This is a genomic window from Kitasatospora sp. NPDC022785, from assembly GCF_055561295.1.
Window position 1 is genome coordinate 381353 of the sequence record NZ_JBVHHB010000001.1, and the last position, 14058, is coordinate 395410.

The window sequence follows — 14058 nt, forward strand, 5'->3', positions numbered from 1 at the left end:
ATGCGCTGCGCGCCCCCCTTGCCGATACCATCGAAGGGCCGGGGGCCCACTGGCCGTCCGGCTCCTCGCTAGCAGAACTAGCAGACATGATGGGGGCGCTTGCGTGAGTGTGCTCGACTCGATCATCGAAGGGGTCCGCGAGGACCTCGCCGAGCGGCAGGCCCGGGTCTCCCTGGACGAGCTCAAGGAGCTCGCCGCCAAGGCTCCGGACGCCAAGGACGGCGTCGCCGCCCTCCGGGGCGACGGCGTGCGGGTGATCTGCGAGGTCAAGCGCTCCAGCCCGTCGAAGGGCGCACTGGCCGCGATCGCCGATCCGGCCGCCTTGGCATCCGACTACGCGGCCGGTGGCGCCGCCGCGATCAGCGTCCTGACCGAGCAGCGCCGCTTCGGCGGGTCGCTCGCCGACCTGGACGCCGTCCGCGCCGCGGTGGACACCCCGCTGCTGCGCAAGGACTTCATCGTCACCGCCTACCAGCTCTGGGAGGCCCGCGCCCACGGTGCCGACCTCGCGCTGCTGATCGTCGCCGCCCTCGACCAGCCGGCCCTGGTGTCGCTGATCGAGCGCGCCGAGTCGATCGGCCTCACCCCGCTGGTCGAGGTGCACGACGAGGAGGAGATCGCCCGCGCGGTGGACGCCGGCGCGAAGATCATCGGAGTCAACGCCCGCAACCTCAAGACCCTCGAGGTGGACCGCAACACCTTCGGCAACGTCGTCCACGCGATCCCGGACAGCGTCGTCAAGGTCGCCGAGTCCGGGGTGCGCGGCCCGCTGGACGTGATCTCCTACGCCAACCTGGGCGCCGACGCGGTGCTGGTCGGCGAGTCCCTGGTGACCGGCAAGGACCCGCGCGCCGCCGTGGCCGACCTGGTCGCGGCCGGTGCCCACCCCGCCCTGCGGCACAAGGACTGACCCCGCCGCCATGAAACTCGCCTCCCGTCTCGCCCCCGGCTGCCGCCCGCGCGGCTGCCGCGCGCCCGCACGCCGGGTGCTGGGCAGGCGGGTGCGCTACGTGATCGGCTGCGAGCCCGGGCAGGTGCAGGGCCGGCGATGGCGCAGGACGCGCGGCTGACCAGCCGTTCCGACGTCACTGTCGTCATCTTCCAGAAGGACTTCACCATGTCCGAGAAGGACTACCTGCCCGGCGCCGAGGTGCCGGACGCCCGCGGTTACTTCGGCGCCTACGGGGGCCGCTTCATCCCGGAGGCGCTGGTCGCCGCCGTGGAGCAGGTCGCCGAGGAGTACGAGAAGGCCAAGGCCGATCCGGCGTTCGCCGCCGAGCTGGACGGGCTGCTCAAGGACTACACCGGCCGCCCCAGCCCGCTCACCGACGTGCACCGCTTCTCCGCGGAGGCGGGCGGCGCGCGCATCCTGCTCAAGCGCGAGGACCTCAACCACACCGGCTCGCACAAGATCAACAACGTGCTGGGCCAGGCGCTGCTCACCCGGAGGATGGGCAAGACCCGGATCATCGCCGAGACCGGCGCCGGGCAGCACGGCGTGGCCACCGCCACCGCCTGCGCGTTGTTCGGCTTCGACTGCACCATCTACATGGGCGAGGTCGACACCCGGCGCCAGGCGCTGAACGTCGCCCGGATGCGGATGCTCGGCGCCGAGGTGGTGGCCGTGAAGTCCGGCAGCCGCACCCTCAAGGACGCCATCAACGAGGCGTTCCGCGACTGGGTCGCCAACGTGGACTCCACCCACTACCTGTTCGGCACCGTGGCCGGCCCGCACCCGTTCCCGATGATGGTCCGCGACTTCCACCGGGTCATCGGCGTCGAGGCGCGCCAGCAGGTCCTCGACCGGACCGGCAGGCTGCCGGACGCCGTCGTCGCCTGCGTCGGCGGCGGCTCCAACGCGATGGGCATCTTCCACGAGTTCATCCCGGACGCGGGCGTGCGCCTGATCGGCTGCGAGGCGGCCGGCGAGGGCGCCGAGACCCCGAAGCACGCCGCCACCCTCACCAAGGGCGATCCGGGCGTGCTGCACGGCTCCCGCACCTACGTCCTGCAGGACGAGGACGGCCAGACCATCGAGTCGCACTCGATCTCGGCCGGCCTGGACTACCCGGGCGTCGGCCCGGAGCACGCCTGGCTGAAGGACACGGGCCGGGCCGAGTACCGCCCGGTCACCGACGACGCCGCCATGCAGGCGCTGCGGCTGCTGTCCCGCACCGAGGGCATCATCCCGGCCATCGAGAGCGCCCACGCCCTGGCCGGCGCCCTGGAGCTGGGCCGCGAGCTCGGGCCCGAGGCCACCATCCTGGTCTCGCTCTCCGGGCGCGGCGACAAGGACATGCACACCGCGGCCGAGTACTTCGGCCTGTACGACGAGGCCGGCAACAACCCGGCCGGCGACAACGGCGACAACGGGGCCGACGGCGCCGGCAACGGGGGTAAGTGACCATGGCTTCGAAGCTCAGCGGCATCCTGGCCGCCGCCAAGGCGGAGAACCGCGCCGCGCTGATCGGCTACCTGCCGGCCGGCTTCCCGAGCGTCGACGGCGGCGTGCGCGCCGTCAACGCGCTGGTCGAGGGTGGCTGCGACATCGTCGAGGTCGGCCTGCCGCACTCCGACCCGGTGCTGGACGGCCCGACCATCCAGACCGCGGACGACATCGCGCTGCGGGCCGGCGTGCGGATCAAGGACGTGCTGCGCACCGTCCAGGAGGTGGCCGGTGCCCACCCCGGGGCGGCGGTGCTGGTCATGACCTACTGGAACCCGGTCGAGCGCTACGGCGCCGCGCGGTTCGCCGCCGACCTGGCCGCCGCCGGCGGCGCCGGCTGCATCCTGCCGGACCTGCCGGTGGAGGAGTCCGAGGAGTGGCGCAAGGCGGCGGACGAGCACGGGCTCGACACCGTCTTCGTGGTCGCCCCGAGCAGCAAGGACAAGCGCCTCGCCGAGGTGACCGCGGCGGGCTCCGGCTTCGTCTACGCGGCCGCGGTGATGGGCGTGACCGGCTCCCGCGCCCAGGTCGGCGACCTCGCCGAGGACCTGGTCGCCCGTACCCGGGCCACCACGGCGCTGCCGGTCTGCGTCGGCCTCGGCGTCTCGACGGCCGACCAGGCCGCCCAGGTGGCCGGCTTCGCCGACGGCGTGATCGTCGGCTCGGCCTTCGTCCAGCGGATCCTGGACGCCGACGGTGACGAGCAGGCCGCACTGGCGGCCGTCCGTACCCTGGCCGGCGAGCTGGCGGAGGGCGTCCGCCGCCGGTAGGCACATCCGCTCCGTGACGGCCCGCCGCCCCCTCCACCGGGGGCGGCGGGCCGTCGTCGTCCCCGGGTGGAACCCGAACGGGTGAACAGTGGCGCTCTGACGCATCAGCGGGGGTTGACCGGCGTTGAGTGGAGGGACGAGTGCACGAACGACGTGCGCGGGGGGCGTGAGACGAACGGAAGGGGTCCGCCGGTGCCGGGTCTCCAGCGAGCGGTGCTGCTGCGGGCGGCCGCGGCCGTGCTGGCGCTGGGTGCCGCGGTCGGGGCTGACCACACCGTGGTGGGGGAGGCGCTGGCCAAGCGGGGTGCGGAGCGCGCCGAGCGGGAGGCGTACGTGTGCGCGCAGGCGGCCCGGGCGGACGCGGTGGCCAGGGCCGCGCGGTCGCATCTGCTGGGGCGCCCGGCGCTGGACGGCCCGGGGCGCCCGCCCGGCTGCGGCACCGGCGGCCGCTAGCGCGGATTCGGACAGAACCTTATAAGCCGTCACTCTTTCGGCTTAATTCCTGAATATGGAGGAACCGCCCTTCATCCCTTACGGTTCATCAGGAAGTGAAGGTGTTTCCCGAGGGGGTTACCTCTATGGCGGCCGGCCCGGCGGTGCGGCGCAGCAGCGTGGTGTGGACGGAATGGGTCGGTACGGCGGTGCGGCTGGGCCTCGCCGTGGTCTGGGGCTGGGCCGGTCTGGCCAAGATCTCCGACCCGGCAGCGGCCGCCCAGGCCGTGCGCGCGTACGAGATCCTGCCCGAGTCGCTGGTCAAACCGGTGGGGTACGGGCTGCCGTTCCTGGAACTGGCGCTCGCGGCGCTGCTGGTGATCGGGCTGGGGGTGCGGCTGGTGGCCGCGGTCTCCGCGCTGCTGCTGCTCGCCTTCATCGGGGGGATCGCCTCCGCCTGGGCCCGCGGCATCTCGATCGACTGCGGCTGTTTCGGCGGCGGCGGAGCGGTGGACGCGTCGCAGACGGAATACCTCCAGGAGATCCTGCGCGACACCGGCTTCCTGCTGCTGGCCGGCTGGCTGCTCTGGCGGCCCCGCACCAAGTTCTCCGTGGACGGCTGGCTGGCGACCTGACCGGCAGGCACCCCGCACCCACCCCGACCTGGCCCTCCCCCCCGATTGTGGATGTCAAGGCAGATGAGCGAGAAGAACCGAGAAGGCAAGCGCACCGCCCGCGAGCGGATGCAGGCGGAGCGGGCGGCCGACGAGGCCCGCGCCCGGCGGAAGAAGAAGCTGCTGGTGGGCGGGGCGGTGCTGGCGGTGATCGCCGCCGCCGTGATCACCGGCGTCGTGGTGCAGAACGAGCGCTCCAAGCCGGAGACCCCGGCCGCCGCCCCGGTCGGCACGATCGGCGACAAGAACCTGGTCGTCCCGGTCGGCGCGGACAACGCCCCGTCCGTCCTCACCGTCTACGAGGACCCGCGCTGCCCCGCCTGCGGCACCTTCGAGCGTGAGTTCTCGTCGACCGTCGACCAGCTGGAGGACGCGGGCAAGATCTACACCAACTACCACGTCGTGTCGTTCATCGACCGGGCCGTGCCTGGCAAGGGCTCCAAGTACGGGGCCAACGCGCTGGCCTGCGCCCAGGACGCGGGGCACTTCCGTGACTACCACGACGTGCTCTACCGCAACCAGCCGGACGAGACCAACGACGCCTTCGGCGACAAGGCCACCCTGATCAGCCTGGCCAAGCAGGTCGACGGCCTGGACACGCCGGCCTTCGAGGCCTGCGTCAACGACAACAAGTACGGCGGCTGGGTCTCCGCCGTCCAGCAGGACTTCGACAAGTCCAGCTACAAGTCGACGCCGACGGTGCTGCTCAACGGCCAGCCGATCTACCCGAAGAACGGCAGCGAGGAGATCACCCCGCAGAACCTGGTGAAGTGGGTGGACGCCGCCAACCAGGGCAAGCCGCTGGGCACGACCGGCTCGCACGGCCAGTCCCCGGCGCCCACCAGCACCGCCTCGGAGAGCAACAACCCGTCGCCGAAGGCCGGCTGAGGACCGGCCCGGCCGGGCCCGCCCGCCGCCGTCCCCTCCCCGTCCGGAGGGGGCGGCGAGCCGCCGCGCACCCTGTTGTTCGGGATCTGTGACCCCGGGGGTGTCCGGGGCGGGCCGCCGACCCTGTAGCGTCGGAGCTGCCATGGATATCGCCTACATTCCCAGCCCGTCGCGGGGCGTCCTCTATCTCGGACCGATCCCGCTGCGCGCCTACGCCTTCTGCATCATCCTCGGTGTCGTCGTGGCCGTCTGGCTCGGCAGCAAGCGCTGGGTCGCCCGGGGCGGTGGCAAGCACACGGTCGGCGACATCGCCGTCTGGGCTGTGCCGTTCGGCCTGGTCGGCGGCCGGCTCTACCACGTGATCACCGACCACCAGCTGTACTTCGGCGAGGGCAAGAACCCCTGGAACGCCTTCAAGATCTGGGAGGGCGGCCTCGGGATCTGGGGCGCGATCGCGCTGGGCGCGGTCGGCGCCTGGATCGGCGCCCGCCGCCGGGGCGTGCCGCTGCCCGCCTACGCCGACGCCATCGCGCCGGGCATCGCGCTCGCGCAGGCGATGGGCCGCTGGGGCAACTGGTTCAACCAGGAGCTGTACGGCCGGGAGACCACGCTGCCGTGGGGCCTGGAGATCGACAAGACGCTGCCCAACGGTGAGGTCGTCACCGGGGTCTACCACCCGACCTTCCTCTACGAGTCGCTCTGGTGCGTCGGGGTCGCGCTGCTGGTGATCTGGGCGGACCGCCGGTTCACCCTCGGCCACGGCCGGGCCTTCGCGCTGTACGTGGCCGCGTACACGGTCGGCCGGTTCTGGACCGAGTGGCTGCGGATCGACGAGGCGCACGTGATCCTGGGCCTGCGGCTCAACGACTGGGTGGCGATCGCGGTGTTCCTGGCCGCCGTCGCCTACTTCGTGATCGTCGGGAAGAAGCGGCCCGGCCGGGAGGACCCGGCGAGCATCGACCCGACGGCGACCGATCCGGCGGCGACCGGCCCGTCCGGTGCTTCCGAGGCGACGGGTGCCTCGGACGGGAGCGCCGCACAGTCTCGCCCCTCGGACAAGAAGGTGGACACCGAGCCGGCCGACGCGGCCCGCGGAAGTGCCGGCAAGGACGCCAAGAACCTCACCTGACCAGCGACTTCCATCGCCTCCGGCCGCTCTTCCGCACCTCGCGGAGGGCGGCCGGAGCGCTGTTCGGACAGCCTTACTTTGCTGGAAATGCCCAGGCCGGGCGGGCTACGTTCGAATCATCAGACGATCGGACGGAGGCCCGAAAACAGTGAGCGCGACCACCCTTGACCCCGAGGCCGGGCACCACCCCCGCATACCCGCCGCCGGGCACCACCGCGATGTGAACGGCGGCTGGCTGCGCCCGGCCGTGTTCGGCGCGATGGACGGGCTGGTCTCCAACTTCGCGCTGATGACCGGCGTGGTGGGCGGCGCGGTCTCCAGCAGCACGGTGGTGCTGACCGGCCTGGCCGGCCTGGCGGCGGGCGCCTGCTCGATGGCGGCGGGGGAGTACACCTCGGTGGCCTCCCAGCGTGAGCTGGTGCAGGCCGAGATCGAGGCCGAGCGGCTCGAGCTGAGCCGCAACCCCCACGGAGAGCTGGCCGAGCTGGCCGAGCTGTACGTGGCGCGCGGGGTGGAGCCGGCGCTGGCGCACGAGGTGGCCCGCCAGCTCTCCGCCGACCCGAACCGGACGCTGGAGGTGCACGTCCGGGAGGAGCTGGGCGTCGACCCCAACGACCTGCCCTCGCCGTGGGTCGCAGCCGGCTCCTCGTTCGTCTGCTTCGCGGTCGGCGCGCTGCTGCCGCTGCTGCCGTACCTGCTGGGCGCGACCTCGCTGGTGCCGGCGCTGCTGCTCTCCGTTGCCGGTCTCTTCGCGTGTGGCGCCGTGGTGGCCCGGGTGACGGCGCGCACCTGGTGGTTCAGCGGGCTGCGGCAGCTGCTGCTGGGCGGGGCGGCGGCCGGGGTGACGTACCTGCTGGGCTGGCTGATCGGCGGCCACGTCGGCTGAGCGGCCGGGCAGTCACGTCGGGTGAGCGGGCCGGCGGCCACCTCGGGCGAGCGGCCGGGCCGCCACCTCGGCCGGCGGAGTGTCGGGCGGGTGAGCGGCCCGGAGCCGGGTCGTGGGATGGTACAGCGACCTGCATGATTATGCGACGGATCGCGTGACGTTCCGCACATGGAGGGCGGATGGCGCCTGGCCTAGTCTCACCATTCGGGCCCAGGAGCCGCGGATTCGCATCCTGGGGCCGACTCCGGGAATGGATTCGCAGGCGACCTTGATCGGCTTCTGTGGCCGGGGGATTTCGCCCCTGTTTCGAGCGGCCCACCGCCGGGCACAATCGTCGGGACGTGCGCTGTGGCACGTCCTCTCATTGCGCCCTTGACCTGCGCATCCGTCCGCGATGTGGACGCGATATTCCGCTTCCCGGGATCTTGGGCATCATGTAACTTGCACGAAATCGCACCAGGGCCAACGTCGTCCCTACTGCACCAGCTCCCCCAGCCCTCTGCTGGGAGGTAACGAATGACGACGACGGGAGAGCCGATGCTGTCTGCATCCATGCACTCCGCCAACGAGCCCCAGGCCGGCGCAGCGCGCCCGCCGTACGCGCTCGTTCCGGATGCGCGACCTGCTGCTCAGGGCCTGTACGACCCGCGAAACGAGCACGACGCCTGTGGCGTCGGCTTCGTCGCCACGCTGACCGGCATCGCCGACCACAAGATCGTCGAGCAGGCGCTGACCGTCCTGCGCAACCTGGAGCACCGCGGCGCCACCGGCGCCGAGCCGGACTCCGGTGACGGCGCGGGCATCCTGACGCAGGTCCCGGACGCATTCCTGCGCTCCAAGGTCGACTTCGAGCTGCCCGTCGCCGGCGCGTACGCGGTCGGCATCGCCTTCCTGCCCGACGAGGACGCGGCCGCCGCCGCCGCCGTCGCGCAGATCGGGGCCATCGCCGCCGAGGAGGGCCTGACCGTCCTCGGCTGGCGCGACGTCCCGGTCACCCCGGACCTGCTGGGCGCCACCGCCCGCAGCGTGATGCCGCGCTTCCGGCAGGTGTTCCTCGCGGCAGCGGGCAATGGGCGGAGCCTGGGCAAGGACGGCGTCGAGGGCATCGCGCTGGACCGGATCGCCTTCGTCGTCCGCAAGCGCTCCGAGCGTGAGGCCGGCGTCTACTTCCCGTCGCTCTCCGCGCGCACCATCGTCTACAAGGGCATGCTGACCACCGGCCAGCTGGAGCCCTTCTTCCCCGACCTGTCGGACCGGCTCTACGCCTCCGCGCTCGGCCTGGTGCACTCGCGGTTCTCCACCAACACCTTCCCGAGCTGGCCGCTCGCCCACCCGTACCGCTTCGTCGCGCACAACGGCGAGATCAACACGGTCAAGGGCAACCGGAACTGGATGACCGCCCGCGAGTCCCAGCTCGCCACCGACCTCATCCCCGCCAACAGCAAGGGCCAGGGGCTGAGCCGGATCTTCCCCGTCTGCACCCCGGACCACTCCGACTCGGCGTCCTTCGACGAGGTCCTGGAGCTGCTCCACCTCGGCGGCCGCTCGCTGCCGCACTCGGTGCTGATGATGATCCCGGAGGCGTGGGAGAACCACGCCACCATGGACCCGGCCCGCCGCGCGTTCTACCAGTACCACTCCAACCTGATGGAGCCCTGGGACGGTCCGGCCTGCGTCACCTTCACCGACGGCACCCAGATCGGCGCCGTGCTGGACCGCAACGGCCTGCGCCCGGCCCGCTACTGGATCACCGAGGACGGCCTGGTCGTCCTCTCCTCCGAGGTCGGCGTGCTCGACATCGAGCAGGAGAAGGTCGCCAAGAAGGGCCGCCTGCAGCCCGGCAAGATGTTCCTCATCGACACCGCGGAGCACCGCATCGTCGAGGACGAGGAGATCAAGTCGGCGCTGGCCTCCGAGCACCCCTACGCGGAGTGGGTGGCCGGCGGCCAGATCCAGCTCGCCAAGCTGCCCGAGCGCGAGCACATCGCGCACACCCACGCGTCGGTCACCCGCCGCCAGCAGACCTTCGGCTACACCGAGGAGGAGCTGCGGGTCATCCTGGCGCCGATGGCGAAGACCGGCGGCGAGGCGCTCGGCTCGATGGGCACCGACAGCCCGATCGCCGCGCTCTCCGAGAAGCCGCGCCTGCTGTTCGACTACTTCGTGCAGCTCTTCGCGCAGGTCACCAACCCGCCGCTGGACGCCATCCGCGAGGAGCTCGTCACCTCGCTGCTGTCCAACCTCGGCCCCGAGGGCAACCTGCTGGCCGCCGAGGCCGCCGCCTGCCGTTCCGTCGGCATCACCTTCCCGGTGATCGACAACGACGAGCTGGCCAAGCTCGTCCACATCAACGCCGACGGCGACCAGCCCGGGCTCAAGGCCGTCACCCTGTCCGGCCTCTACAAGGTCGCCACCGGCGGCGAGGGCCTGGCCGCCCGCCTGGCCGAGATCGCCGCCGAGGCCGACGCCGCGATCGCCGACGGCGCCCGGATCGTCGTGCTCTCCGACCGGCACTCCGACGCCGAGCACGCCCCGATCCCCTCGCTGCTGCTCACCTCCGCGATCCACCACCACCTCATCCGCACCAAGCAGCGCACCCAGGTGTCGCTGCTGGTCGAGGCCGGTGACGTCCGCGAGGTGCACCACGTCGCGCTGCTGATCGGCTACGGCGCCGGCGCGGTCAACCCGTACCTGGCCATGGAGTCCGTCGAGGACCTCGTCGCCCAGGGCGTCTTCATCGAGGGCGTCGAGCCCGAGAAGGCCATCAAGAACCTGATCAAGGCGCTCGGCAAGGGCGTGCTCAAGGTCATGTCCAAGATGGGCATCTCCACCGTCGCCTCCTACCGCGGCGCGCAGGTCTTCGAGGCGATCGGCCTCTCCCAGGAGCTCGTCGGCACCTACTTCGCCGGCACCACGACCAAGCTCGGCGGAATCGGCCTGGAGCAGATCGCCAAGGAGGTGGCCGCCCGCCACGCCAAGGCGTACCCGGCCTCCGGCATCCCCGCCGCGCACCGCGCGCTGGACATAGGCGGCGAGTACCAGTGGCGCCGCGAGGGCGAGCCGCACCTGTTCGACCCGGACACCGTCTTCCGGCTCCAGCACTCCACCCGCAACCGCCGGTACGACATCTTCAAGCAGTACACGGACCGGGTGAACGAGCAGTCCGAGCGGCTGATGACGCTGCGCGGCCTGTTCCGGCTGGACGGCCTCGGCCGCACCCCGATCTCCGTCGACGAGGTCGAGCCGGTCTCCGAGATCGTCAAGCGCTTCTCCACCGGCGCCATGTCGTACGGCTCGATCTCCCGTGAGGCGCACGAGACCCTCGCCATCGCGATGAACCGCCTCGGCGGCAAGTCCAACACCGGTGAGGGCGGCGAGGACCCGGACCGCCTGTACGACCCGGAGCGCCGCTCGGCGATCAAGCAGGTCGCCTCCGGCCGGTTCGGCGTCACCTCCGAGTACCTGGTCAACGCGGACGACATCCAGATCAAGATGGCCCAGGGCGCCAAGCCCGGCGAGGGCGGCCAGCTGCCCGGCCACAAGGTGTACCCGTGGGTCGCCAAGACCCGGCACTCCACCCCGGGTGTCGGCCTGATCTCCCCGCCGCCGCACCACGACATCTACTCCATCGAGGACCTGGCCCAGCTGATCCACGACCTCAAGAACGCCAACCCGGCGGCCCGCATCCACGTGAAGCTGGTCTCCGAGGTCGGCGTCGGCACGGTCGCCGCGGGTGTCTCCAAGGCGCACGCGGACGTGGTCCTGGTCTCCGGCCACGACGGCGGCACCGGCGCCTCGCCGCTGACCTCGCTCAAGCACGCGGGCGGGCCCTGGGAGCTCGGCCTCGCCGAGACCCAGCAGACCCTGCTGCTCAACGGCCTGCGCGACCGCATCGTCGTCCAGACCGACGGCCAGCTGAAGACCGGCCGCGACGTGGTCATCGCCGCGCTGCTGGGCGCCGAGGAGTTCGGCTTCGCCACCGCCCCGCTGGTCGTCTCCGGCTGCATCATGATGCGCGTCTGCCACCTGGACACCTGCCCGGTCGGCGTCGCCACCCAGAACCCGGTGCTGCGGGACCGCTTCTCCGGCAAGCCCGAGTTCGTGGTCAACTTCTTCGAGTTCATCGCCGAGGAGGTCCGGGAGATCCTGGCCGAGCTGGGCTTCCGCTCGATCGAGGAGGCCGTCGGCCACGCCGAGCACATCAACGCGGCCGCCGCGATCGACCACTGGAAGGCCGCCGGGCTCGACCTGGCCCCGCTCTTCCACGTGCCCGAGCTGCCCGAGGGCGCGGCCCTGCACTGCACTACCACGCAGGACCACGCGCTCGACAAGGCCCTGGACAACCAGCTGATCGACCTGGCCCAGGACGCCCTGGAGCGCGGCGACGCCGTCCGCATCCAGCTGCCGATCCGCAACGTCAACCGCACGGTCGGCACCATGCTCGGCCACGAGGTGACGAAGCGGTACCGCGGCGAGGGCCTGCCCGAGGGCACCATCGACGTGACCTTCACCGGCTCGGCCGGCCAGTCGTTCGGCGCCTTCGTGCCGAAGGGCGTCACGCTGCGGCTGGAGGGCGACGCCAACGACTACGTCGGCAAGGGCCTCTCCGGCGGTGTGGTCGTCGTCCGCCCGGCCCGGGACGCCGCCGCGATCGGCGCCGACGCGCAGAACCACGTCATCGCCGGCAACACCATCGGCTACGGCGCCACCGGCGGCCGCGTCCACCTGCGCGGCAAGGCCGGCGAGCGTTTCGCCGTCCGCAACTCCGGTGCGACCCTGGTGGTCGAGGGCGTGGGCGACCACGGCCTGGAGTACATGACCGGCGGCCGGGTCGTCATCCTCGGCGAGACCGGTCGCAACCTGGCGGCGGGCATGTCCGGCGGTATCGCCTACGTGCTGGACCTGCGCCCCGCCAACGTGAACGACGGCATGGTGGGCATCGAGGCCCCGACCGCCGCCGACCGCGACTGGCTGCGCGAGACCGTGCAGCAGCACTACGAGGAGACCGGCTCCACCGTGGCCGCCGAGCTCCTGGCCGACTGGGGCAGCGGGGTCTCCCGCTTCTCCAAGATCATGCCGACCGACTACAAGGCTGTGCTCGCCGCCAAGGACGCCGCTGAGCGCGATGGCCTCTCCGAGGCCGAGACCACTCGCAAGATGATGGAGGCGGCACGTGGCTGACCCCAAGGGCTTCCTGACCACCGGCAAGCAGCTGGCCGAGCGCCGGCCCGTGGACGTCCGTCTGCGGGACTGGAACGAGGTCTACGTCGAGCGCAGCCTCCTGCCGATCATCACCAAGCAGGCCGGCCGCTGCATGGACTGCGGCATCCCGTTCTGCCACAACGGCTGCCCGCTCGGGAACCTCATCCCCGAGTGGAACGACCTCGCCTACCGCGACGACTTCGCCGGCGCGATCGAGCGGCTCCACGCGACCAACAACTTCCCGGAGTTCACCGGGCGGCTCTGCCCGGCTCCCTGTGAGTCCGCGTGCGTGCTGGGCATCAACCAGGACGCGGTGACCATCAAGAACGTCGAGGTCACCATCATCGACAAGGCCTGGGACCGCGGCGGCGTCACGCCGCAGATCCCGGAGCGGCTGTCCGGCAAGACGGTCGCCGTCGTCGGCTCCGGCCCGGCCGGCCTGGCCGTCGCCCAGCAGCTCACCCGGGCCGGGCACACCGTGGTGGTGTACGAGCGCGCCGACCGCATCGGCGGCCTGCTGCGCTACGGCATCCCCGAGTTCAAGATGGAGAAGCGCCACATCAACCGCCGCATCGAGCAGATGCGCGCGGAGGGCACCCGGTTCCGCACCGGCGTCCACGTCGGCGAGGACATCACCGGGCAGCAGCTGCGCGAGCGCTTCGACGCGGTCGTCGTGGCCGCCGGCGCCACCACCGCCCGCGACCTGCCGGTGCCCGGGCGCGAGCTCAAGGGCATCCACCAGGCCATGGAGTACCTGCCGCTGGCCAACAAGGTGCAGGAGGGCGACTTCGTCGAGCCGCCGATCACCGCCAAGGGCAAGCACGTCGTCGTCATCGGCGGCGGCGACACCGGCGCCGACTGCCTCGGCACCGCGCTGCGCCAGGGGGCGGCCTCGGTCACCCAGCTGGAGATCATGCCGCGGCCCGGCGACGACCGCCCCGGTCACCAGCCCTGGCCGACCATGCCGATGACGTACAAGGTCACCTCGGCCCACGAGGAGGGCGGTGAGCGGATTTACGCGGTCAACACCACCCACTTCACGGGCGACGAGGACGGCAACGTCCAGGAGCTGCACCTCGTCGAGGTGGAGTTCAAGGACGGCCGGTTCGAGCCGGTGCCCGGTACCGAGCGGTCGATCCCGGCCCAGCTCGTGACCCTCGCCATGGGCTTCACCGGCACGGACGTCAGGAACGGCCTGGTGGAGCAGCTCGGCGTCGAGCTGGACGCCCGCGGCAACGTGGCGCGGGACGGCCGGTTCGCCACCAACGTGGACGGCGTGTACGTCTGCGGTGACGCCGGCCGCGGCCAGTCGCTGATCGTCTGGGCCATCGCGGAGGGCCGCTCGGCCGCCGCCGCGGTGGACAAGTACCTGGGCGGCAAGACCCCGCTGCCCGCCCCGATCCGGCCCACGGACCGCCCGCTGGTGGTCTGACGCCCCGCCCGACCCGCCGGCGGCCCCACCGCCGGCGGGACCGGGCCACCCCCCCGAACGCCCGGCACCGCATTGCCGGGAGTACGAGCCGCTGCCCCCGCCAGCGTCGCCGGGCCTACGCGGTACCCAGGCGCCTGCCCTCTCCCCGACCAGTGGAGGGCGGGCGCCTCTTCGCGTCCGGGGGCCGTTGGCGTCCGGG

At 72.0% G+C, this 14058-nt stretch carries 11 protein-coding genes; all 11 read left to right on the forward strand.

Annotation, left to right across the window (positions count from 1 at the left end; translation table 11 throughout):
- Positions 1–103: 103 nt before the first annotated feature.
- On the forward strand, positions 104–910 hold the full coding sequence (trpC, locus tag ACZ3YO_RS01660; protein ID WP_465545775.1) for an indole-3-glycerol phosphate synthase TrpC: 807 nt from the start codon (positions 104–106) through the stop codon (positions 908–910).
- Between the two features lie 10 nt (positions 911–920).
- Positions 921–1070 carry a tryptophan biosynthesis modulator TrpM gene (gene trpM, locus ACZ3YO_RS01665; protein ID WP_174315761.1) on the forward strand — a complete coding sequence of 50 codons (150 nt, stop codon included), beginning with the start codon at positions 921–923 and terminating at the stop codon, positions 1068–1070.
- A gap of 47 nt (positions 1071–1117) precedes the next feature.
- On the forward strand, positions 1118–2404 hold the full coding sequence (gene trpB, locus ACZ3YO_RS01670) for a tryptophan synthase subunit beta (protein WP_465564146.1): 1287 nt from the start codon (positions 1118–1120) through the stop codon (positions 2402–2404).
- A 2-nt stretch (positions 2405–2406) separates the two neighbouring features.
- The gene (gene trpA, locus ACZ3YO_RS01675) at positions 2407–3216 is read left to right on the forward strand and encodes a tryptophan synthase subunit alpha (protein WP_465545778.1); all 810 of its coding nucleotides are present in this window, start codon (positions 2407–2409) and stop codon (positions 3214–3216) included.
- 192 nt (positions 3217–3408) lie between these two features.
- Positions 3409–3669, forward strand: a complete 261-nt coding sequence (locus tag ACZ3YO_RS01680) for a hypothetical protein (RefSeq protein WP_396319325.1) — start codon at positions 3409–3411, stop codon at positions 3667–3669.
- 125 nt (positions 3670–3794) lie between these two features.
- Complete coding sequence (locus ACZ3YO_RS01685; RefSeq protein WP_465563425.1) at positions 3795–4283, forward strand: MauE/DoxX family redox-associated membrane protein; 489 nt, start codon at positions 3795–3797, stop codon at positions 4281–4283.
- A 63-nt stretch (positions 4284–4346) separates the two neighbouring features.
- Entirely contained in the window at positions 4347–5210 is an 864-nt protein-coding gene (locus tag ACZ3YO_RS01690) for a DsbA family protein (protein WP_465563428.1), read from the forward strand.
- A 142-nt stretch (positions 5211–5352) separates the two neighbouring features.
- Positions 5353–6339 (forward strand): prolipoprotein diacylglyceryl transferase, encoded by a 987-nt coding sequence (lgt, locus tag ACZ3YO_RS01695; protein WP_465563431.1) that lies wholly within the window; start codon positions 5353–5355, stop codon positions 6337–6339.
- A gap of 148 nt (positions 6340–6487) precedes the next feature.
- On the forward strand, positions 6488–7225 hold the full coding sequence (locus ACZ3YO_RS01700) for a VIT1/CCC1 transporter family protein (protein ID WP_396319321.1): 738 nt from the start codon (positions 6488–6490) through the stop codon (positions 7223–7225).
- Between the two features lie 552 nt (positions 7226–7777).
- The gene (gene gltB, locus ACZ3YO_RS01705) at positions 7778–12406 is read left to right on the forward strand and encodes a glutamate synthase large subunit (RefSeq protein WP_465564149.1); all 4629 of its coding nucleotides are present in this window, start codon (positions 7778–7780) and stop codon (positions 12404–12406) included.
- Positions 12399–13859: a glutamate synthase subunit beta gene (locus ACZ3YO_RS01710; RefSeq protein WP_465545788.1), complete on the forward strand. Its 1461-nt coding sequence runs from the start codon at positions 12399–12401 to the stop codon at positions 13857–13859. Before gltB ends, ACZ3YO_RS01710 begins: the two co-directional genes overlap by 8 nt.
- Positions 13860–14058: the final 199 nt, after the last annotated feature.